17 protein-coding genes and 1 pseudogene are annotated in these 21,845 nt (G+C 71.2%); 9 read left to right on the top strand and 9 right to left on the bottom strand.

All coding sequences use genetic code 11. From position 1 onward, the window contains the following. The first annotated feature begins 42 nt into the window (after positions 1–42). Positions 43–786 carry a hypothetical protein gene (locus PPSIR1_RS14765; RefSeq protein ID WP_157595559.1) on the top strand — a complete coding sequence of 248 codons (744 nt, stop codon included), beginning with the start codon at positions 43–45 and terminating at the stop codon, positions 784–786. A gap of 60 nt (positions 787–846) precedes the next feature. On the opposite strand, the gene PPSIR1_RS14760 is transcribed toward PPSIR1_RS14765, so the two are convergent. The 4 genes from PPSIR1_RS14760 to PPSIR1_RS14745 form a co-directional block, all read right to left on the bottom strand. Next, the gene (locus PPSIR1_RS14760; protein WP_198154515.1) at positions 847–1,305 is read right to left on the bottom strand and encodes a hypothetical protein; all 459 of its coding nucleotides are present in this window, start codon (positions 1,303–1,305) and stop codon (positions 847–849) included. Beyond that, positions 1,298–2,083, bottom strand: coding sequence for an integrin alpha (locus PPSIR1_RS42735; RefSeq protein ID WP_232296483.1), 786 nt, complete (start codon positions 2,081–2,083; stop codon positions 1,298–1,300). The genes PPSIR1_RS14760 and PPSIR1_RS42735 overlap by 8 nt, the downstream gene beginning before the upstream one ends. Further along, positions 2,080–5,622 carry a vWA domain-containing protein gene (locus tag PPSIR1_RS50155; protein WP_086001336.1) on the bottom strand — a complete coding sequence of 1,181 codons (3,543 nt, stop codon included), beginning with the start codon at positions 5,620–5,622 and terminating at the stop codon, positions 2,080–2,082. Before PPSIR1_RS50155 ends, PPSIR1_RS42735 begins: the two co-directional genes overlap by 4 nt. A gap of 266 nt (positions 5,623–5,888) precedes the next feature. Beyond that, complete coding sequence (locus PPSIR1_RS14745; protein ID WP_006971874.1) at positions 5,889–6,728, bottom strand: SDR family oxidoreductase; 840 nt, start codon at positions 6,726–6,728, stop codon at positions 5,889–5,891. Between the two features lie 104 nt (positions 6,729–6,832). Between PPSIR1_RS14745 and PPSIR1_RS14740 the strand changes: the two genes are divergently transcribed. Then, a complete protein-coding gene (locus PPSIR1_RS14740; protein ID WP_006971873.1) occupies positions 6,833–7,522 on the top strand; it encodes a response regulator transcription factor in 690 nt (229 codons plus the stop codon). After that, positions 7,519–8,910 carry a sensor histidine kinase gene (locus PPSIR1_RS14735; RefSeq protein WP_006971872.1) on the top strand — a complete coding sequence of 464 codons (1,392 nt, stop codon included), beginning with the start codon at positions 7,519–7,521 and terminating at the stop codon, positions 8,908–8,910. Before PPSIR1_RS14740 ends, PPSIR1_RS14735 begins: the two co-directional genes overlap by 4 nt. Here PPSIR1_RS14735 and PPSIR1_RS14730 read toward each other — a convergent pair. Together PPSIR1_RS14730 and PPSIR1_RS14725 are read right to left on the bottom strand one after the other, a co-directional pair. Then, a complete protein-coding gene (locus tag PPSIR1_RS14730) occupies positions 8,895–9,722 on the bottom strand; it encodes a hypothetical protein (protein WP_157595558.1) in 828 nt (275 codons plus the stop codon). The two genes, PPSIR1_RS14735 and PPSIR1_RS14730, sit on opposite strands and share 16 nt — an antisense overlap. A 58-nt stretch (positions 9,723–9,780) precedes the next feature. After that, entirely contained in the window at positions 9,781–10,422 is a 642-nt protein-coding gene (locus tag PPSIR1_RS14725; protein WP_006971870.1) for a hypothetical protein, read from the bottom strand. 62 nt (positions 10,423–10,484) lie between these two features. Between PPSIR1_RS14725 and PPSIR1_RS14720 the strand changes: the two genes are divergently transcribed. The 3 genes from PPSIR1_RS14720 to PPSIR1_RS14710 all read left to right on the top strand — a co-directional run bounded on the left by PPSIR1_RS14720 (position 10,485) and on the right by PPSIR1_RS14710 (position 15,551). Next, positions 10,485–12,407 carry an ATP-dependent DNA ligase gene (locus PPSIR1_RS14720; protein ID WP_006971869.1) on the top strand — a complete coding sequence of 641 codons (1,923 nt, stop codon included), beginning with the start codon at positions 10,485–10,487 and terminating at the stop codon, positions 12,405–12,407. Positions 12,408–12,649: 242 nt separating this feature from the next. After that, on the top strand, positions 12,650–13,726 hold the full coding sequence (locus tag PPSIR1_RS14715; RefSeq protein WP_157595557.1) for a hypothetical protein: 1,077 nt from the start codon (positions 12,650–12,652) through the stop codon (positions 13,724–13,726). A 169-nt stretch (positions 13,727–13,895) separates the two neighbouring features. Next, complete coding sequence (locus PPSIR1_RS14710) at positions 13,896–15,551, top strand: long-chain fatty acid--CoA ligase (protein ID WP_006971867.1); 1,656 nt, start codon at positions 13,896–13,898, stop codon at positions 15,549–15,551. A gap of 24 nt (positions 15,552–15,575) precedes the next feature. Here the strand turns inward: PPSIR1_RS14710 and PPSIR1_RS14705 are convergent, their stop codons facing one another. The 3 genes from PPSIR1_RS14705 to PPSIR1_RS42730 all read right to left on the bottom strand — a co-directional run bounded on the left by PPSIR1_RS14705 (position 15,576) and on the right by PPSIR1_RS42730 (position 19,666). Next, on the bottom strand, positions 15,576–16,475 hold the full coding sequence (locus tag PPSIR1_RS14705) for a DUF1554 domain-containing protein (protein ID WP_006971866.1): 900 nt from the start codon (positions 16,473–16,475) through the stop codon (positions 15,576–15,578). A 90-nt stretch (positions 16,476–16,565) separates the two neighbouring features. Then, positions 16,566–17,900, bottom strand: coding sequence for a homogentisate 1,2-dioxygenase (locus PPSIR1_RS14700; protein ID WP_006971865.1), 1,335 nt, complete (start codon positions 17,898–17,900; stop codon positions 16,566–16,568). Positions 17,901–17,914: 14 nt separating this feature from the next. Further along, positions 17,915–19,666, bottom strand: coding sequence for an iron-containing alcohol dehydrogenase (locus tag PPSIR1_RS42730; protein WP_086001335.1), 1,752 nt, complete (start codon positions 19,664–19,666; stop codon positions 17,915–17,917). A gap of 98 nt (positions 19,667–19,764) precedes the next feature. Here PPSIR1_RS42730 and PPSIR1_RS51220 point away from each other — a divergent pair. From PPSIR1_RS51220 to PPSIR1_RS14685, 3 genes and pseudogenes are all read left to right on the top strand, one after another. Continuing rightward, positions 19,765–19,968 (top strand): annotated as a pseudogene (locus PPSIR1_RS51220) (LysR family transcriptional regulator); the annotation flags it as partial. Between the two features lie 434 nt (positions 19,969–20,402). After that, positions 20,403–20,687 (top strand): hypothetical protein, encoded by a 285-nt coding sequence (locus tag PPSIR1_RS42725; RefSeq protein WP_006971863.1) that lies wholly within the window; start codon positions 20,403–20,405, stop codon positions 20,685–20,687. After that, positions 20,684–21,844 carry an HRDC domain-containing protein gene (locus PPSIR1_RS14685; RefSeq protein WP_006971862.1) on the top strand — a complete coding sequence of 387 codons (1,161 nt, stop codon included), beginning with the start codon at positions 20,684–20,686 and terminating at the stop codon, positions 21,842–21,844. The genes PPSIR1_RS42725 and PPSIR1_RS14685 overlap by 4 nt, the downstream gene beginning before the upstream one ends. The last annotated feature ends 1 nt before the right edge of the window (position 21,845 follow it).

Below are 21,845 nucleotides of genomic sequence, written 5' to 3'. Positions count from 1 at the left end.
GCGCCTGGACAAGGCCCGCGTCCCGGGCCGATGATCGCCCCGATGCCCGCCCCCGGCTCCCGCTCCCTGGCCCTGCCTGCCCTCGCCCGCCCCCTGCTCACCCTCCCCCTCCTCGCCCTCCCCCTCCTCGCCTGCCCCAGCGACGACGACGGCGACGAGGAGACCAGCTTCGGCGACCTGACCGACGAGGCCACCGAGGACAGCAGCGGCGACTCGACGGACACCACCACCGAGACCGAAGAGAGCACCGAGGAGACGACCTCGAGCTGCGAGCCCGCGACCACCGCGGAGCTGTTCCGCCTGCTCGCCAGCACCAGCGACTTCCCCTCCCCGCTCACCGACAACGGCGCGGCCGCCCTCGCGGTCCCCGGGCCCTCGTCGATCGGCGGCGGCGAGCGGGTCTACCTCTACGTGGATCACGAGCTCAACGAGCAGACCTTCACGACCCAGTTCACGACCCTGGTCATCGACCTCAACGACAGCGGCTGCTCCGTCAACCTGCCCGTCGATCTGTTCCAGATCGAGCCCGTCGATCTGCCCGTGCTCGACTCGACCGTGGACCCCTCCGCGCCCGTGACCGTCGGGGCCTTCGGCACCGGGGTCAACGTCTACGAGCTCACCGACCTCGAGCTCGCCGACGACGACTGCGTCGGCGGGGTGCTCGGCTCGATCTCCTACGCCATGGACGGCGGGCCCTACGACGTGGCGTGGATCTACGACGGCCAGGGCGCGGAGCTCCGCGACGTCCGCCTCTACGTCGGCGACATCACCGACGGCTGCCCCTGAGCAAAGACGCCGGCCGCCCCTGGGGACGGCCGGCGTTCGAGCGCGGGGTCAAACCCGCCCTCAGCCCTCGAGCCGGAGCTCGAGCTCGAGGTAGCGGCGCTCGCCCGCCTCGGTGGCGAAGAACTCGGCCCGCGCCGCGGACAGGTCCATGAACGCTCGGGCGCGCAACTGCTCGCGCTCCGCCTCGTCGACGCTGGCCTCGATCACCGCCAGCTGCTCCTCGACCGCCCGCTCGGCTCGCTCGCGGCGCTCGTCCGCGGACAGCTCTTGCCAGTCGTCGTCCTCCCGACCCTCGAAGCCGGGCGAGGCCGGGTCGACGGGTCGAGAGGGAATCGCCCCGTAGTGGACGACCTCCGCCCACTGGCCCCGGGTGTCGGTGAGGGCCTCCGGGGGCAGCTCGCCCCGGGCCGAGCCCTCACTCCCGCCCCCTCGGGTCCAGGCCACGCCCGCGACGACGAGGCCGGCCAGGCCGAGGGCGGCGAGCGCCGCGGCCACTCGAAGGCGTCGACGCTCAGTCACGATGCACCTCGCAAGTCCAGGTGCTGCCGGTCGCGCTCAGGCCCGAGGCCGAGCCGAACACCTCGTTGAAGCCCTTCTCGCCCACGCCGCAGGGGTCGCCCGGGGTCATGACGAGCAGGTCGTCGTAGCCGTCGTCGTTGCGGTCCTCGGCCCACAAGCGCGTGGCGAAGAACTCGTCGACGCCGATGGCCCCCAAGATGACGCCCTGGATCACCGTCCAGTCGCCCGTCGTGCTCAGGCCCGTGGCGCCGCCGTACATCGCGTAGGCGTTGCCCGCGTCCACCGTCGAGCCCCAGTTCTCCGTCGGCGCGCCGATCACCAGGTCGTCGCAGCTGTCGCCGTCGAAGTCTCCGGCCGCGACGGTCTCTCCGAAGCGGTCGCCCGCCTCGGAGCTGCCGTTGACCCCGGAGTTGCCCTGGTACCACAGGTCGTTGACCGTCGAGAGGCCGCCAGCGGAGCCGTAGATGACGTGCACCGCCCCCGCGTCGACGGTGCTGCCGACCGACTCGTCGGGCACGCCGATCACCAGGTCGTCGTAGCCGTCGCAGTTGAAGTCGCCGTGAGACAGGCGCAGGCCGAAGCGCTCGCTGGTCTCGGCGACGCCGTTGATCCCCGGGCTGTCGCTGCTCAGGTACTGGTCGCCCAGGGTCGTCAGGCCCGTCGACGAGCCGTAGATGACGTTGATGGTCCCGGCCTCGGTCAGGCCCGAGTAGTCCGAGTCCGGCGTGCCCACGCCCAGGTCGTCGTAGCCGTCGCCGTCGAAGTCGCCGATGGTCACCGTCGCGCCGAAGTGGTCGTCGACCGCGGCCACGCCGTTGATGCCGGGGGTGTCCAGGCCGTAGCTGCTGTCCGCCCCGACCCCGCCGTAGTCCACGACCACGCGGCCGCGGCCGGAGTCGTAGTCGGGCTCGCCCCAGACGCGGTCGACGAGGCCGTCGCCGTTGAGGTCGCCCTCGGCGTAGCGCACGCCCGACAGGGCGTCCTCCCAGTCGTCGTCGACGCTGTCGTGCTCGCCGTCGTCGTCCGCGTCGACGTCGAGGAAGTCGAGGACGCCGTCGCTTGTCCCGTCGAGCAGGCCCTCGACGCTGTCGGGGATCTCGTCGCCGTCGTGTCCGGATCGCAGTAGTCCGGCACGCCGTCGCCGTCCATGTCGCCGAGGCCCTCGACGCTGTCGCTCACGCCGTCGTCGTCGCAGTCCCCGATCGGGTCGGGGTAGAGGCCGGCGTCGACCGTGAAGGCCACGGTCTGGACGCGCTCGAAGCCCGAGTCGACCGTGGTCGTCTCCGTCAGCCGCCCGTCCGCGTCCTCGCCGTAGGCGTGCTTGGCGTCGTCGGCGACGTCACAGTTGACGCGCACGAGGTAGATGCCGTCGGTCGAGTAGCCGTCGAAGCTGCCCCGGGCCAGGCCGTCCTCGTCGACGGTCAGTGGGACCGTCGACGTGGTCCCGGCGGGGTCGCGGACCGTGGCCGTGTAGGTCACGCCCTCGGCCAGGGGGTAGTCCCAGACCGCGCCGGCCGTGATCTCGACCGCGTCCGTGCTCGACTCGATCAGCGGCTGAGCCACGCGCGCGTCGCAGCGCGGCCCCGGGTGCTCGACCCGGGCCATCAGCGTCTGCACCTCGGGCTCGAGCTTCGAGGGCATGTTCGGCGCCGAGAGCTTCATCTCCCAGTCGCCCGCGCTCGGGTTCGGGACGCGCACGCTGATCGAGTAGCCGTTGGGGTCGACGGTCACGTAGCTGGCGTCGATCTCGGTGATGCTCTCGCCCAGCGGGCCCGAGAGGGTGAACTCGAGGTCCCAGGTGTTGAAGTAGGTCGAGTCCGGGGTGATCAGGAAGCTCAACGCCTCGGCGTTGGGCTCGACGCGCAGCGTGTAGCTGCGGTCCGAGGGGTAGCCGCCCATGGGCCCGGACACGGCGCTGCGCTCGTAGGCGAGGGACAGGGCCTGGCCCTCGTAGTCCGTGTGCATCTCGAACAGCGCCCCGGGGATCTCGTGGTCGAGGACCGCCCCGAGCAGCTTGCCGCCCGTGCCCTCGACGCAGGCGAAGCCGTCCTCCTTGAACGAGCCGACCGGCGCGATGTAGACCGGGACGTCGTCCTTGGCCGCATCCTCGAGGGCGTCGCAGACATCCTTGTCTCCGCTGGTCTGCTCGCCGTCGGTGATCAGGAAGATCGCGTTGTTGTTGCTCGAGTTCGGATCGAGGTCGTCGTGGGCCATGAGCGCGGCGACGGCCGCGTCGATGGCGTCGCCGATGGCCGTCGAGCCGTCGGGCTCGATGTCCTCGAGGTACTCCTCGATCGCCGTGCTGTCGATCTCCGTCGCGGTCTCGCCCCCCACGACGGCGTCGAGCACGGTCTTGAACCCGAACACCGCCGGCGGCGCGTCCTGGTTGAACTTGCGCAGCGAGGCCTGCACCGAGCCGCCGTCGGCGACGTGGTCGGTCCACTTCAAGATCGCCCGCTGGGCCCACTCGATGCGCTTGCGCGAGCCCTGGTCCTGGTCCATGGACTTCGAGCGATCGAGGACCAGCGCCACGGTGTCGTAGGCGTCGAAGTCGTGGTGGACCGTCGCCGTGTGGGTGACGCAGTCGGTCAGGGGCGAGCGCGGGTCCGAGTTCGGCGTGCCCGCGGGCATGAAGAAGGAGAGGTCGAGGTCCTTGGCGAAGCCCGGGGCGGAGCGCTGCCAGTTGTACTCGAGGTTGTAGCGCAGGTACTCCCAGTCGGAGCCCGTGCCCAGCAGGTGGCGGCCGCACTGCGAGTCGACGTCGGGGTCACAGACCGCGTCCGGATCGACGCAGGCGCCGTAGATGCACTGGTGGCTCGAGTCCTTGCAGCCCGCCTGGGCGTCGCAGCAGTAGCCGAGCTCGCCGATCTTGGTGATGTCGCAGGGCGTGTTGGCGAAGCGCTTGGCCGCCTCCTTGCGGACCTTCGCCCACTGGTTGCTCGCCTCCCACAGCTGGGTCACGGAGTTGAAGCGCTCCCCGGCGTAGGAGTCGCACTGCTCGATCTGCAGGTACTCGGGGTCCGAGTTCGCGTCGTACTTGGCCCCGACGAAGGCCCCGCCCATGGCCGCCGCCGAGTTCGTCGGCAGGGGATCCGGGAAGGTCGCCGAGTAGATGTAGATCGCGTCGTCGTTGGTGTGCATGCACAGCTCACCGTCGAGGGTGACGTCGAGGATGATGTCCGTCGCGCCGGGGGCGTTGAGCTCGGAGGCCGGGATGATCAGCTGCACCTGGTCGGTGCCCGTCGGGATCCCGTCGACGATCACGGCGTCCGCCGGGCGGAGCGAGGCGTGCCCGCGGCATGAGGCGGCCATCGAGTCGAACTCGACCTCGAGGGTCGGGACCACCTCCGTCCCGTCGACCTGCCAGTCGAGGACGACCTTGTCGCTGCCCTGGACGTCGCGCAATCTAGCCTGGAGCTCGTAGGTCCCCGTCGCGGTCTGGCGCGCGTCGATGTAGATGTCGTAGCTCCAGGCCTCGGTCCCGTCGGCCTCGACGAACCAGATGGTCCGCGAGGTCTCGCTCCAGTCGTCCTGGGGCACGTTGACGCCGACGTTGGCCTGCAGCCACAGCATCTCGCCCTGGCGCGGGCCGGGGTAGTTGTTGTCGCCGAGCCGGGACTCGAAGTTGGCCGGGACGTTGAGCTCCGAGGTCAGCGGCGCCGTCGCGCCGCACTTGGGAAAGCCCGGGGCGTTGTCGATGCAGTGCTGGTCGTTGGTGCACGACTCGCTCGAGTAGGCCGCGACGTTGTTCATCACCGTCGGGTCGTAGCAGCGCGCCGTGTAGGACTGAAGGATCGAGTTGTTGTGGCGATCGACCACGTCGTCGACGCCGTGGCCAATGCCGCAGCCGTAGTTGAAGTCCTGGTCGAAGTACTGGTCCTTGAGGCCGAGGAGCAGGTGGGCGAACTCGTGGCCCCACACCCCCGGGCCCTGGCCGAACACGGCCGTCAGGAAGCGCCCGAAGCCGAAGGGCCCCGAGGGGCTGACCACGGCCTTGTTGTTCCAGTCCGGCGGGTAGACGTACATGTCCGCGTGCGCCGAGGAGTAGCCATTGCTGGCCAGGTTGTAGTCGGTGATCAGCACGCCGCCTTCGGTCACGTCGCAGATCATCCGGGCGCTCTCCTGGAGCACCTCGTCGAGCTCGTCGAGCTCGTCCTGGGTCGGCGGGAAGGCGACGTGGACGTCGATCGTCGCGTGGACGGAGGTCGTCGCGCCGGCGCCCTGGGTGAGCTGCCCGGCCTGGGCGCTCGAGAGCGGCACGAGGAAGAGTGGAAGCGCCATCAACGCAGTGATGCGGCGCAGTGCGGTCGAGGTCATGGGTGTTGGCTTCTCTCTGGATCGGGGATCGGTGAATGAGTTGATGAGTGCGCGAGTGACCAAGTGTCAGGTGCGGCTCAGTGGCCTCTCTCGAACCAAAACCACGGACCCAGCCTCTGCTGGGCTCTCGTCAGGGCACGAGACAGACCCACCGCGCTCGCGGTCGATGAGCTCGATGAACTCGATGAGGCAGTGCAGCTCGGCCGACGACTGATCCCTGCCGCGCGCACGCCGGGCTCACGCGCCCCACGACCGGCTGGCCGGCCTCAGCGGAGCTTGTACAGCTTCGAGAAGATCGCCTCGAACACCCGCTCGGGCATGAGGCTGCGCAGCATGACGCCCAGGCGCTGACCCAGCGGACCGACGGTGTAGCGGACCCGCGGGTTGCGGACATCGATGGCCCGCGCGATGGCCCGCGCGACCTCGTCGGGGCTGCGGCCGCTGAGCTCGTCGGCCTCGAACACCGCCATGGTCTTGGTCATGGTCGGCGCGTAGGCGGAGCCCTCGCTCGCGGCGGCGAGCTGGCGGGCGTCGGTGAAGCCGGTCTGAAAGTCGCCCGGCTCGATGAGCGTCGCGCTCACGCCGAAGGCCCGCAGCTCCATGCGCAGCGCCTCGGTGTAGGCCGACAGCGCGTACTTGCTCGCGCTGTAAAAGCCCTGGAAGGGCAGCGTGATCCGGCCCGCGAGGGAGCCGACGTTGACGATGCGCCCCCGCCCGCGCGCGCGCATGTCGGGGAGCACGGCCCGGCACACCCGGTGGACGCCGAGGAAGTTGGTGTCCAGCTGCTCGAGGGCCTCGGCGTCCGAGGTGTCCTCGAGGGCCCCGGCCACGCCCATGCCCGCGTTGTTGACGACCACGTCGAGACCCTGATCCGGGCCCAGCTCGTCCGCGATCTGCCGGTGGACCTCGGCGATCGCGGCCGCGACCGAGCCGGGGTCGCGCACGTCCATGGTCACGAAGGTGAAGGGCTGGGCGCCGAGCTTGGCGACGACCGCCTCGGGGCTGCGCCGGCTGGTCCCGAACACGCGGTGGCCCCGGCTGGCGAGCAGCCGCGCCGTGGAGAGGCCGATGCCCGAGGACGCTCCGGTGACGAGGATGGTCGCCATGGGCCCACGCTACGACGGGACGCGGCGCGAGAAAAAGCCTCGATTCCCCGAGCCCGCTCAGCGCCCCTCCCCCGAGCCAGCCGGGCCCCTTGATACGCTCGAGCGTGGCCCAGCCCCGCCGAATCCTGATCATCGAGGACGACCCCGGCATCGCCAGCGGCCTCGTCCGGGGGCTGCGCGGGGCCGGCTACGCGTGCGAGCTGTGCCTCGACGGCGCCTCGGGCATGCGCCAGATGTTGGCCGGCGGCTTCGACCTGGTCGTGCTCGACATGATGCTGCCCGAGCGCGACGGCTACGAGCTGCTCGAGGCCCGGCGGGGGCGCTCGAGCGTGCCCGTGCTGGTCCTGACCGCGCGCACGGAGCTCGACGATCGCCTGCGCAGCTTCGAGCTCGGCGCGGCCGACTGGATGAGCAAGCCCTTTTTCATGGACGAGCTGCTCGCCAGGATCCGCGCGCGCCTCGGTGAAGCGCGGCCGAGCTCGCGCCGCGAGCTGCGTTGGGGCGAGGTGCGCCTCGATCTCGACCGCCGCCTGGTCCGAGTTGGCGAACGCGACGCCGAGCTCACGGCCCACGAGTTCAACCTCCTCGCCACCTTGGTCCAAAACCCCGGGCGGGTCATGTCGCGTCGGCAGCTGGCCGAGGCGGCCCTGCCCGTCGACGGCAGGCGCAGCGATCGCACCCTCAACAGCCACATCGCGCGGATCCGCAAGAAGCTCGGCGTCGCCGGAGAGGCCCTCCAGACCGTGCGCGGGGTCGGCTACTGCTTCGAGCCCAGCGAGGCTTCGAGGCCATGAGGCGGGCCCACGGCCTGATCGCCCGGGTGCTGCTCGTCTCGGTGTTCGGGGTCCTGTTCGGCGGCACCTTCGTCTTCGTCCTGGCCACGAAGAACGCGGCCGAGCTGGCGAGCGCGGCCAACCTCAGCGTAGACGGGGCGCTGCAACAATCCCGCGTCGACGCCTGCTTGCGCGAGCCTGCGAGCTGGCGAGTCCGCGGGGACGGCCAGTCCATCTACGCCTACGACGGCGCGACCTTGCGCTCGGCCAACCCCGCGGCCCCGGCCCTCGACCCCGCGCTGGTCGCCGAGCTGCGGGCGAGCTCGGACGCCGTCGTGACCGCGACGCGGACGCCGCCCCGGAGCGGTCGCGCGCTGGCCCGACTGGGGCCGCCGGGGCCTTGCGAGCTGTTCCGCCTCGAGTGGAGCGCCCCCGAGGCCAACCGGCGCCGCGGCTCCTCGGTGCTCGTGTTCAGCCTCACCGTCGTGCTCGCCCTCGCCAGCGCGCTGGCGATCTTCGTGGCGATCCGCCCGCTCCTCGCACGGATCGAGCGCCTCGCCCAGCGGGCCGAGCAGGTCGGTGACGCGGCGAACTTCGTGCCCATCGAGGCCCCGGGCGACGACGCCCTCGGGCGCTTGGCTCGGCAGCTCACCCACAGCCACGAGCGGATCGTGACCACCACGGACGCCCTGCACGCGCGCACCCAGGCCCTCGAGGTCCACCTCCAGGACGTCGCCCACGACGTCCGCACCCCCCTCGCGGCCCTGCAGCTGCGCCTCGAGGGTCTGGTCCGCGAGGCCGAGGACCCCTCGACCCGCGCGCAGCTGACCGCGTCCATCGACGACGTCGTCTACCTGACCCAGCTGACCGAGAACCTGCGCCTGGCCAGCCGCTTCGAGCACGGCTTGGCGCCGAGCGAGCGCGCCCAGGATCTGGGCGAGGTCCTGCGTCGCGTGGTCGGGCGCTTCGCCACCTTGGGTGCGCTGCACGGGATCAAGGTGCGGGGCAGCTGGCCACAGCGGCCCCTGCTCGCCACCTGCGAGCCGGCCGCGCTCGAGCAGGCCCTCGCCAACCTGGCCCACAACGCGATCGTGCACACCACCAGCGAGGTCACCCTGGTCCTCGACGAAGGCGAGGAGGGCTTCGAGCTCGCGGTCATCGACGACGGCCCCGGGCTCAGCCCGGCCCAGCTCCCGCGCCTGGCCCAGCGCCACGTCAGCGAGGACGACGCGCGCTCGCGTGGACCCTCGGGCACGGGCCTGGGCCTGGCGATCGTCGCCGAGGTCTGCGAGCGCTTCGGCTGGACCCTCGCGTTCGAGGTCCTCGACCCGCCCGGGCTCGCCGTCCACATCCGCGGCCCGGCCCTCGCCGCGCCCGAGACCAGCGGCATCGATCAATCGCACGCGTAGCGATCGTAGGAGTTGCCAAACTCGTCGGCGATCACGTGCGCGACGCCGTCGAGCTCGGCGACGACCAGGTCCTCCTCGAAGCTCAAGACCTCGAAGCGCCAGCCCTGGGGCAGGTGCTCGAATTTGTCGCCGAGCTCCGCGACCGCGTCCTCGTTGGTGAGCGTCGGGTCGACGATGTTCGTGTAGTACTTCATCGCGTAGCGGCACTCGCCGTCGTCGAGGACGAACACCTCGCTGCCCGCGTGGTGGACCATGCGGGTGGTCAGCGCGCGCTCGACCTCGTTGATCGCGTAGCCCTCGGTGGCCAGGGTCCCGTCGAGGATGGTCTGGTGGACCATCGGGGGTAGATCGTCGAGGGACTCGATGTCGACGCCGAGCATGTGCTCGAGCACGGCGAGCGGCATCAACAGCACCTGGGCCGCCAGGAACATGTCCTGACCGAGCCCCGCCGGCACCTCGAGGGCTTCGGCGTCGAAGCCGACGGGCTCGCCGTCTGCGTCCACGGTGTACTGCTCGTCGACCGAGCGCCACCGAGGGCCGCCCACGGCGTAGCGCTGGGGATCGACCGCGGCCAGCCACGCGTCGGGGCAATCGTGCAAGTCGCCGCTGTTCCACACGTCCATGGCCAGGTGCTCCCCCTCGAGGGTCAGCTCGAAGAGCTCGCAGACCCGCGCACCGCGGACGGACTCGCGGACCTCGGGCGGGTCCTCGTCGAGGGTCGACCCCTCGCAGCCGGCGAGGCCCGAGCTCAGCGCCAGGGGCACGAACAGCAGGTGGAGCGAGCGAAACGAACGACGGAGTGCGATCTGCATGGCCAGACCCTGCGCGACCAAGGTTGAGCGCAGGATGAGCGGCGCCAGCTCGACCCTCTCAGTCGACGTGGAAGCTCGAGCGGACCCGGGTCTCGGGCCCGTCGTAGGCGGGGAATTTGTGGGCGAAGATCGCCTTGCGCACGCACGGGACGATGCCCGCGTCCTTCAGGTTCGCGGGCGCCGAGACGTTGACCCCCGTGACCTTGCCCTTGCCGTCGACGCCGAAGCTGAGGCTGACCTTGCCCGTACCGAGATCGTCGACGCGCTCGCTGGCTTGCTGGACGCAGCGCTGGAAGGGCCGGTCGAGCTTGGCCAGCTCGGCGTCGACCTGGGCGTCGCTGAGCCGCCCCACCCCGTCGCGCTCGCCGATGCTGCGGTCGGCGCTGGGATCGAAGCCGGGCACGTCGGAGTCGTCGTCGATCGCGGGGCCGCCCGCCTCCGCGTCCGCTTCGGCCCCAGCCCCCTTCTTCTTCTTGCGCTTGCCCTTGCGCTTTTTCTTGGCCGGCTCCTCGGGCTCGGCCTCGGGCGCGTCGATCTCGGGCTCCGCCGCGACGCACAGATCCTCGACGCACACCGTGCCGGACCCGCAGCGGCCCGAGCACGCGGGGGCCTCGAGCACGTAGGTCTGGACGGCGTAAGAGCCCCCGGCCCCGAGGGCCAGGCCGAGGACGAGGCCACCGATGAGCGCCTTGGCTGACACGGGCGCATGCTAGCGGATCCCCAGCCCAGGAGCGGCCCCAAAGCTGCTACCCTCGCCCGGCCGTGCACATCGTCGACGATGCCACCGTCCGCCGCTGGTTCCACTCCGGCGACAACCTCGAGCAGCTCACCGGCGCCCTGGGCAGCCACCGCCCCGGCGCGGCCTACATGGAGCAGACCCTCGGCCTGCCGCTGCACGTCCAGTTCTGCGTCAGCCGCCTGTCCGAGCGAGGGCGATCGCTGTCCGAGCTCGAGACCATCCCCTTTTACTCCCTGTGCCGCGGCCTGTTCATCCCGCTGATGCGCATGCACCCTGAGAAGGGCGCGCGCCTGTTTCAGCTGCAGATCAGCCCGCCCCCGGACACGGCCGGGCGCGCGGCCCTGGTCGAGTCCTTCCTCGACAAGGACATCGGCCTGTCGGCGGTGCAAAAGATCGGCTGCCTGGTCGGCGACGTGTTCGTCGGCCGGACCAGCACCTTCAAGCGCGACAGCCTGGTCCGCCTGCTGATGCAGGTCGACATGAAGACCCGCCGCCAGATGCTCGACCGCCTGACCCAAGTCGGCGACGTCGGGGTGCTGTTCGCCGAGTCTCGCCGCGAGCTCAAGGGCGAGACCCCGCTGACCGCCGGCGAGGTCCTGCTGACCCTCGAGTTCCTGCCCGACGCGGTCCGGAGCAAAAAATTCGAGCTGCTCCGCTCCCTGCTCACGCGCATGGGCAAGGTCGAGGCCTACTTCCTCGCCCGGCTGATCCTGCGCAAGGCCGACTTTGGCTTCGAGTACGAGGGCGCCGTGATCGCCAAGGCCCTGGCGACCTACTACGACGTCGAGCCCGAGGCGGTGCAGCACGCCATCGCCCTGAGCGACCCCTTCGCCGTCGCCAACACCCTCGCGACCAAGGGCGCCGAGGGCCTGCGCGAGGTCCGGCTCCAGCCCCTCGTGGCCATCAAGCCGGCCCTGGCCAGCGGCAGCACCGACGGCGTCAAGAAGTACCCCGCGTGGGTCGAGCGCAAGTACGACGGCATCCGGATGATGCTGCACAAGTCCAGCGACGCCCACGGCTCGGTGCTGTGCGCCGCCTATACCCGCGGGCGCAAGGACTGGCTCGAGCAGATCCGGGGCATGCGCCAGACCATCACCAACCTGCCCTGCCGCGACGTGATCATCGACGGCGAGCTGCACGGCACGGTCCTCGACCTCGACGGCCCGCGCCCGGCCACGGTCTACGAGGTCTACGCGAGCCTGTCCGGCGAGGTCGTCCAGCGCCCGGTCAACCTCAAGTACGCGGCTTTCGATCTCGTGTACCTCAACGGCCAGGACCTCACCCAGCTGCAGCTACGCCAGCGCCGCCAGGCCCTGCAAAGCTTCCTCGGCCCGGCGACCAACTGGCCCCTGCCCATCCCCCTCGAGATCGCCGAGGGGCAGCTGGCCAACAACAAGAACGACGTCAATCGTCTCTACCAATACTTCCGCAACCAGGGCCACGAGGGCATCATCACCAAGGACCTCGACGGGGTCTACGCCCTCGCCCGCCGCGACCCCAACTGGCTCAAGCGCAAGCCCGAGATCACCCTCGACTTGGTGCTCTTGCAGGGCATCTTCTCCGTCACCACCAAGCAAAAGGCCGGCATGTTCGGAAGCTTCGCGATCGGCGCACGCACGGCCGACGGGGGCTTCGTCGACGTGGGCGACGTGGCCGGCGTCGACGTCCACCGCGACCGCGAGATCCAAGCCGAGATCATGCGCAACGGCCTGATGACCGGGAAGCGGGTCGAGCGGCAGAGCTCCTCTGGCGTGCGCCCGGGCGTCGAGCTGCGCCCGCACATCGTCGTGGTCGTGCGCTTCGAGGGCATCGTGAAGGACAACGTGACCAAGGAGCTCAAGCTGCGCGATCCGAAGCTGGTCGCGATTCGCTCCGACAAGCACGCGGGCGAGGCCGACAAGGTCTCGGCCATCGAAGAGCTCTACTTCCAGCAGCGCATGGGCTGACGGCTGTCGACGCCTCGCGGGCGACCTTGCACGAGGCGCCAGCTGCACGGGCTCTGCCCAGGGATCGGCCCGACCGTGGGGTCAGCCCCAAAACGCCTTCACACGGCGCCATGGGGCGACGATCACGTCTGTTCGAGTTGCGCGCACCATGGTTCACCGCTCTACTGTCGGTGATGCGAAGCACCGGCTTTTCACTAAACGTAATGCGAGGCGCGGCCATTCTCGGCCTCAGCCTCGCGCCCATGGCTTGCGGGGATGACGACGCCGACGGCGGCGCCGACGAGGTCGGCGAGACCGCCTCGGACAGCACGGACGCCGAGTCGAGCAGCGAGTCCGAGTCCGGCAGCGAGTCCGAGTCCGGCAGCGGCTCCGAGTCGTCCGAGACGGACACGAGCACCGACACCGACACGAGCACCGACACCACCGGCACCGACACCAGCACCGACACCACCGGCACCGAGACCGACACCGGCACCGAGACGAGCACCGACACCGACACCGGCACCGGCACCGGCACCGAGACCGACACCGACACCGGCACCGAGACGGAGACCGACACCGAGACCGGCGGGGAGGAGTTCGCGCCGTGGATCCTCACCGTCGACGAGTTCGGCGACAACATCGACCAGCTCCTGCAGATCAGCACCGTCGAGGGCGACGTCGGCACGACCACGGTGATCTGCGAGGACCTCATCCTGCCCGAGGGCATCCCGGCCAACGCCAACTTCACCTCGCTGACCTTCAACAGCAACCAGCTCTACGCCTCCGTCGGCAAGAGCACCACCGGCGACACCATGCTGCTCATCGACCCCTGCACCTGCGAGGGCACCGAGGTCGGTCAGTACAGCGGCTTCACCGGGGTCAACGGCATCACCTCCAACGAGCTGCAGAACATGTTCGGCTCGTCCTCCAACCAGGACGTGATCCTCGACATCGACCCCAACACCGCCGCGTCCGTCGTGCTCAACCCGCTGCCGGGCGACTGGGGCGCGACCGGGCTGACCTGGTCCGACCCCCTGGACAACGTGCTCTACGGCATCAACGCCAGCGACGACCGCCTCTACACCTTCAACGGCGACGACGCGAGCGAGCTCGGCTCCATCGCCATGGACGACAACTTTGGCTCCGTGGGCATCGAGTTCCACCCCAGCGAGGACAAGCTCTACGCCTGCGGCATCTCGGGCGACGGCAGCTCGCTCTACTCCGTCGACGTCGACACCGGCCAGGTGACCCTCGAGGCCTCGGACGTGCTGACGGGCAACTGCGACAACCTGGCGGCGCCCTTTGGCGACGTCGAGTGCATCCCCAATCCCCAGTAAAGCCCGCAGCGATAGCGAGCCCTGGGTCGAGCGAGTCGAGCGATCCAAGGACCACGAGACCCGCGAGGAGCCCGAGCCGACCCGGCCGGGCTCCTCCGCGTTTGGGGCGCGCCCGTGGCATCATGCCCTCCCCTCACCGCCCACACCCGAGAGGAATAGGAGCTCGCCCATGCACGCCACGATGATGAACTTCCCGCTGACGACCAACCACCTCCTCGACCGCGCGGCCCAGCTCTTCCCCGAGGTCGAGGTCGTCAGCCAGGCCCCGGACAAGTCCCTGCGGCGGCACACCTACGCCGACCTGCGCCGGCGCAGCCGGGCCCTCGCCAAGGGCCTGCTCGACGCGGGCCTGCAAAAGGGCGACCGGGTCGCGACCTTGATGTGGAACCACCACGCGCACATGGAGGTGTACTTCGGCGTGCCCATGGCCGGCGGCATCTACCACACCCTCAACCTGCGCCTGTCGCCCGAGGATCTGGGCCACATCGTCCAGGACGCCGGCGACCGCTACCTCGTCATCGACGACGTGCTCTTGCCCCTGCTCGCCAAGTTCGGCGGCGAGCTGCCCTTCGAGAAGGTGTTCGTGGTCCGCTGGACCCCCGCCGAGCTCCCCGACACGCTCACGGGTGAGGGGGGCAAGGGCGCCGACTTCGAGTCCCTGATTGAGGCCGGGAGCGCCGAGCTCGACGGCTGGCAGTCCCCGCCCGTCGACGAGAACGATCCGATCGGCATGTGCTACACCTCCGGGACCACCGGTCGGCCCAAGGGCGTGGTCTACAGCCACCGCGCGACCATCCTGCACAGCTTCGCCTCGGCCCTGCCCGACAGCCTCAACCTGTCGATCAGCGACTGCCTGTGCCCGGTGGTGCCCATGTTCCACGTCAACGCCTGGGGCCTGCCGTTCACGGCGACCATGGTCGGCGCCAAGCAGGTCCACCCCGGCCCGCACCTGGCCCCCGACGCGCTGCTCGACCTCTACGCCAAGGAGAAGGTCACCGTGTCCGCGGGCGTGCCGACGATCTGGATGGGCATCATGAAGCTGGTCGGGGCCAACCCCGACAAGTGGGCGCTGCAGCCCGGCCTGCGCATGGTCGTGGGCGGCTCGGCGGCCCCGGAGTCGATGATCGACACCATGGATCAGATGGGCATGACGGTGATCCACGCCTGGGGCATGACCGAGACCACGCCCCTGGGCTCGGTGTCCCGCCTGCGCCCCCACCAGCTCGAGCTTCCCAAAGAGGAGCAGCTGAAGATCCGCGCCCGCCAGGGCACCCCGCCGCCCTTCGTCGAGATGCGCATCGTCGACGACGAGGGCAGGGAGGTCGCCTGGGACGGCGTGCACATGGGCGAGCTGCAGGTCCGCGGGCCGTGGATCGCCGGCAGCTACCACGGGGGCGTCGACGCCCAGGACAAGTGGACCGAGGACGGCTGGTTCCGCACCGGCGACGTGGTGACCATGAACGCCGAGGGCTCCATGCAGATCACCGACCGGACCAAGGACCTGGTCAAGTCCGGCGGCGAGTGGATCAGCTCCGTGGCCCTCGAGAACGCGCTCATGGGCCACCCCGACGTGGCCGAGGCCGCCGTCGTCGCCGTGCCCCACCCCAAGTGGTCCGAGCGCCCCGTCGCGGTCGTGGTCGCCAAGGAGGGCAAGACCCTCGACGACGCCGCGCTCACGGCCTACCTCGCCGAGCGCTTCGAGAGGTGGTGGCTGCCCGAGGGCTACGCCCACCGCGAGCAGATCCCGCGCGGGGCCACGGGCAAGTTCCTCAAGCGCACGCTCCGGCAGGAGCTCGCGGGCTGGTTCGCCAACGCCGAGGGCTAGCCCAGCCGGTCCACCTCGGCCGCCTCACTGCTCCACGCAGACCGGGCGGTAGGTGTCGATGAGCAGGTCGACGTTGAAGTTGCAGGCCACGGTCCCGGTGACGTACTCGCCGGTCTCGAAGTCGCCGACGCTGCCCTGGGTCCCGATGCCGCCCTCGGACCAGCCGTTGCAATTGTCGCTGGTCAGCGTGGTGCCGTCGTCCTTGAGCCCCGAGACCATGTCCCGAGAGATGCAAAACGGGTCGCAGCGGCCGTTGCTGGCGATGATGTTGGTGATCGGCACGTGGGCCCCGTCGCGGACCCCGATGAGCGCGACGGCGTCGGTGATCCACACCTCCTGGGCCTGGTCGTTGACGTAGCGGGTGTAGGGTTGGACGGGCCAGTCGATGGGGTCGGCGCTCTGCCACGGGGTCGTGGTCGCGCGCCGGGCCACGCCGTCGGCGAACATCGCCTCGAAGCCCACGGGGCACGCGGCGTCCACGGTGGCGACGGGGTTGTTGCCCAGGTCGCCGTCGCTCAGCACCTCGCCCAGGAGCAGCTGGCGGGTCTCGATGACCCCGGAGCAGTCGGGCTTGCACGCCCCCTCGGCCAGCGGCGGCTCGGGGCCGTCGTCGCAGGCCTCGCCGTCCTCGACCACCCCGTTGCCGCACTCGGGCTCGGGCTCGGTGTCGGCCGATTCGTCTTCGGTCGTCTCGGCCTCACTCGTCGACTCCTCGGACTCGGACTCGCTCGTCGACTCGGTCCCGACCTCGGTCCCCGCGCTCGTGTCTTCGTCGGCGCTCGCTTCGTCCTCGGACGTGGACTCGGACTCGTCGGTCCCCTCGCCCCCGGACGGCGGCGGCGTGTCCTCGAAGCAGGCGAGACCGGACAGGGCGACGGCGAGGGCGAGCGAGCTCAGAGCAGGCGCAAGGGGAAGGCTTCGCACCCCGCGAGCATGCCAAGCTTCCCCCCAAAGGACCACAGCGCGCTCAAATCCGAGGGTCGGCCAGAAAGAGCCCCCTGCTGCCCCACGCCCTCAGCTCGTCAGCTCGCCCTCGGCGTAGCCCGTGAAGTTCTGGAGGAATTCCCCGTCCCGACGCTCGCTCCCGAGCCAGCGCGGAAGCACACCCAGGGAGTAGGTGCTCTCGAACTGTAGCCAGATGTCCCCGGTGCTGGTCTTGCGCGGCTCGTCCGGCGCCTCGACCCCCGCGGCGTGGCCGACGTGGCTGACCCCGTGGGGCGTCAGGTAGGGCGTGAAGCTGAACGCCCCCGAGGGGTAGGCGCCCTTGGTCCGCGGGGTCTGGATCACCGCGTTGAATTCGATGGCGCTGTTGCGGTGGAAGTAAGGCGGGCGGAAGGTGTGCTCGGTCGGGTCCCAGCGCGGCATGAACACGCCCACGTCGACGGCGTTGCGTCCGCTGCCGCGGGTGTTGCCGTCCATGGGGCAGGTCAGGACCGTGAGCACCGAAGGGTCGGGGTGGTCCCAGCTCACCGAGCCGTAGCTCATGAACTTGCGCAGGTCGTACTTGAAGGGCGCGTAGCTCCCGTGCCAGGCGACCACGTCGAAGGGGCTGTTGGGCGCCGTCGTCTGCCAGAACACTCCGCCCTGCTTGACGACGATGACCGTGTCCTCGGCGACGTCCTCGTACTCGGCCACGGGGGCCTCGAAGTGGCGCTCGTCGGCCAGGCCGTTGGCGCCGATCAGGCCGCGCTCGGGCAGGAGGTAGTGGCCGTCGAAGAGCTCGCTGGCGAAGCCGCGCACGGGGCCCTCGGGCAAGGTGATCTGGAAGCGGATGCCGCGGGGCAAGATCGCGACTTCGCCGGGTCCGACCTCGAGGCGGCCGAGCTCCGTGCGGATGTGCAGCCGGCCGTGCTCCGGGGCCAAGAGCAGGTCCCCGTCGATGTTGGCGAACACCCGCTGCATGTCGGCGTCGGCGGTGAACAGGTGGATGGCCATGCCCCGGCGGATGCGCGGGTCGCCGGCGCCGGCGAAGGTCTGCACGCCGTCGAGCCAGTCCGTGGAGCCGCCGCTGGCGAGCGCGAGGGGCTGGTAGCGCTGGACCTCCGGGGTGCTCACCGCCTCGCTGAAGTCGCCGCTGAAGTGGGGCGGGGCCTCGCCGGCGGTCATGCGCGCGAAGGGCCGATCGTGGATCGCCGGGCGCAAGCGGTAGAGCCACACGCGGAGGTTGTGGGCGCGCTCGACGGTGAAGCCCGTGCCGTTGATCTGCTCGGCGAACAAGCCGTAGGGCGCTCGCTTGGGCGCGTTTTGATCGGTCGGCAGCGCGCCGGGGCGGGCCTCGCTGCGCAGCGCGCTGCCGTAGCCGATCTGGTACTCGGGGGTGGAGGACGGGGTCTGGTTGGGGTCGGTCATGGCTCGGCTCTGCTTCAGGGCGTGGCTTGCTCGAGGTGGGGGTCGAGGTGGTTGACGAGGGCGCGGCGATCGAAGTCGTGGATGGCGTGGAGGTCTCCGGGGCGTCGGTGGACCGAGAGCTCGGCCCCGGCGGCGCGCAGGGCCTCGGCGGCGGCGTCGAAGGGCTCGCAGGGGACCCAGCGATCGTCCTCGCTCTTGCCGAGGTGCACGGGCACGCCGCGGAGCTTGGCCCAGCCATCGGCGACCGCGAGGGCCTCGGGCCTCGGCGTGGGCGCGCCGCTGAACGCGAGCACGGCCTTGGGCCGGAGCTCGGCGGGCGCCCCCTCGAGCCAGGTCAGGGCCAGGCACGCCCCCTGGCTGAAGCCGACCACCACGATGCGCTCGGCCGGGAGCGCGCGGCGAAGCTCGGCCCAGGCGGCGTCGAGGGCCGCGAGGGCGCCGTCGAGCTGGGGCTGGTTGTCGACCCAGGGCGCCTGGAAGCCGTGGGGGTACCAGCTGTTGGCGAGGGCCTGGGGCGCGAGCCAGGCGACGTCCTCGTGGGCGCCCGCGAAGCTGCGCAGCTGGGCGACGAAAGCATCGGCGTTGCTGCCCCGGCCGTGGACGGCGAGCACGGCCAGACGCGCGCTCTCCAGCGGCGCCCCGGCGAGGGTCGCGGGCACACCCGCGTGCGCTCCAGATCGATCCGCGAGGACGCGACGCCCGTGCTCGGCGATGGGCGTGCGCCCGTGCCAGGCGTCGTCGAGCAGCCCGCCCAGACCCGCGGCGTCGATGGTCCGCGGGTTGGGGTAGCGCGCGGCTCCCTCGACGGCCCGGGCGACGACCCGGCCCAGGTCCGCCCGCCCGAGACCCAGGGCCTCGAGGGAAGTCGGCAGGCCCCAAGCGCGCATGTGCTCGGCGAGCCAGCGCGCAGGATCGTCGCCAAAGACCTCGCGCATCGCCGCGAGCATGGCCGGCGCCTCGGGGCCGTTGAAGGCCAAGGTGTGCGGCAGCAGCACGGCGTGGGTCTGGGCGTGGGGCAGACCATGCTCGCCCCCGAGGACGTGGGCCAGCTTGTGGTGCAGGGCCATGGACGCGCCGCCGAGGGCCTCCCCGGCCAGGGCCGCGCCGTAGAGCGCCTCGGCCCGACCGTCGAGGTCGCCCGGGTCCGCGGCGAGGGCCTCCATGCCGGCGCGCAGCGGCGCCAAGCTGGCCCGCGCCGCGTCTCGAGCCGCGTCGCTCGCCTCGGCCGCGTAGAGGGTCTCGACGCTGTGGGCCAGGGCGTTGAGCAGGCTGAGCAGGGACAGCGCCTGGGGCAGGCCGGCGGCGAGGCTCGGGTCGTAGATCACCAGCTGCGGCCGCACCCGCTCGTCGCGTCCGGTCTCCTTGATGCCCGCCCGAGTCCGGCCCCAGATCGGCGTGCGCTCGGAGCCGGCGTAGGTCGTGGGGATGGCCCCGACGCGGACCTCGAGCTCGAGGGCGACCGCCTTGGCGACGCCGATCGCCGACCCACCACCGTGGGCGACGACCCAGTCCGCGTCCCGCTCCCTGGCCATCTGTGTGGCCGCGGCGGCGACGTCTTCGGGCACCTGGACAGTCACCCCGTCGAAGATCCCGACCGAACGCTCGCCCAGCGCGGCCGCCACGCGCTCGGCGCCTTCGCGGTGCCGGCTTTGGGCCAAGAGCAGCACGCGCTTTGCGCCGAGCTCTTCCAGCACCGACGCGGCCCGGGCCTCCGCGCCGGGCCCAAAGACGACTCGAATCGGTGATTGAAGCTCGAATTCCCGCATTTACCTGGCTCCGTGGCGCCCTCGGCTGGGCACATTCGAAGACTAGGATTTGCAGCCTCGCCACGAAATAGAAAACTCTGCCAAGAGGAATTGCATAAATGCAAAGCCATGGCGCGAGCGACAACCCCCTCAAGTGGGACGACATCCCGGTGTTCCTGGCCATCTCTCGGGCCGGGACCCTCTCCGCTGCGGCGACGCACTTGGGGATCAACACCTCGACGGTGCAGCGCCGGCTGACCGGGCTCGAGCGCAGCCTCGGCACGCGCCTGTTCGAGCGTGCGCCCACCGGCTTGACACCCACCGCCGCTGGCGAAGCCCTGCGCCCCCTGGCCGAGCGCCTCGAAGATGGGGTCGACGACCTGCTCCGAGCCGTCGCGGGCCTCGACGCCGCACCAGCCGGCACGGTGCACCTGACCGCGCCCGAGACCCTCGTCGGCCTGCTCGTCGAGCCCCTGGCCGAGTTTCGCCGGCGCTACCCGGCCATCGACCTCCAGGTGTCCTTCGCTGACCGCTTCTACGACCTGGCCGCGCGCGAGGCAGACGTCGCCTGCGCCCGAGCCCGCGGCCGCCGGAGGACGCCCTCGGCCGGCGCATCGCCGCGGTCGCCTGGGCCCCCTACGTCCGCGCCAGCGTCGAGGTCGAGGCCGACGGCGCCCTGCCCTGGGCGCGCTTCACCGGCGGCCTCGAGGGCCTCGCCGCCGCGCGCTGGTGGGCGCGCGAGCACGGCGACGCCCCGGTGCTGCTGGCCGTCAACACCATCGCGGCCATGCACCGGGTGGTCCGCTGCTCGAGCTGCCGGGGGATCTTGCCCTGCTTCGTCGGCGACGCGGACCCCGAGCTGCGCCGCCTCGATCCCCTGCTGCCCAAGGCCAGCGCGCTGTGGCTGCTGCGGCACCCCGATCTGCGCGACACGGCCCGGGTCCGCGCCCTGGCCGATCATCTGTGGGCGGCCCTGGCCAAGCGGCGCGCGCTGTTCGAGGGGGCTGCCCAGATCTCCGGGGCTGCTATGGTGCCGCGATGACCGAGCTCCCCGAGCACAGTTGGGTGCGCACCGACGCGGAGCTCACGGCCCTCGCCCAGCGCATGCGGGACGCGGCCTGGGTCGCCCTCGACAGCGAGTCGAACTCGATGTTCGCCTACCGCGAGCGGGTCTGCCTGCTCCAGCTCAACGTCGCCGGCGCGCTCTTCCTCGTCGACACCCTGGCCCTCGCCGGCGACTCCGGCGAGCCCCGAGCGGAGGCCCTCGCCGCCCTCGCCGAGCCCCTCGCCAGCCCGAGCCTGCGCCTGTGGATCCACGGCGGGGAGTACGACGTCGCCTGCCTCAAGCGCGACTTCGGCATCGCGCTCGGCGGGCTGTTCGACACCCAGCAGGCCGCGAGCTTCCTGGGCTGGTCGCGCACGGGCTACGCCGCCGTGGTCGAGGCCGTGTGCGAGCAGAAGCTGCCCAAGGCCCACAAGCAGCACGACTGGGGCCGCCGGCCCATCGACGCCAAGGCCCTGCGCTACGCCCTCGACGACGTGGTCCACCTGCCCCGGGTCGGCCGCGAGCTCGAGGCCCGCATCGGCGCCGCCGACCTCGACGAGGAGCTGGCCATCGCCAACGCCAGCGTCGCCGCGGCGCCGGCCCACCGCAGCGCCTTCGACCCCAGCCGGATGTGGAAGCTCAAGGGCGCCCGCGACCTCCCGGCCGAGCGCCTCCCCGTGCTCGCCGCGATCTACCGCTGGCGCGAGGACAAGGGCCGCGAGCTCGACCACCCCCCGGGGCGGCTGATCGCCAACGAACCCCTCGTCCACCTCGCCCGCCGGGCACCCCGGGACGCCGCCGCATTAAAGCGCATGCGCCTGCGCCGGGGCTTCATCCAGAGCCACGGCGAGGGCCTGCTCGCGGCCATCGCCGCCGGGCTCGAGGGCGGCGACCCCCTCGCCGAGGTCCCGCCCAAGCCCAAGCGCGAGCGCCCGCCCTCGTCGCAGGTGTCCCGGGCCAGCCGGCTCAAGGATTGGCGCCGGGCCGAGGCCGAGGCCCGCGAGGTGCCCATGCAGGTCGTGCTCCCGCCTCGGGCGCTGAACTGGCTGGCCACCCACGGAGCCGCGGAGCTCGAGGCCTGCCCGGACCTCGGGCCGAAACGCATCGCCCGCTACGGCGACCAGCTGCGCGAGCGCTGCCACCCAAATTCGTGAC

The sequence above is a fragment of the Plesiocystis pacifica SIR-1 genome, assembly GCF_000170895.1.
In the GTDB taxonomy this organism is placed as follows: Bacteria; Myxococcota_A; Polyangia; order Nannocystales; family Nannocystaceae; genus Plesiocystis; species Plesiocystis pacifica.
This window is presented reverse-complemented; position numbering and strand designations above follow the sequence as displayed.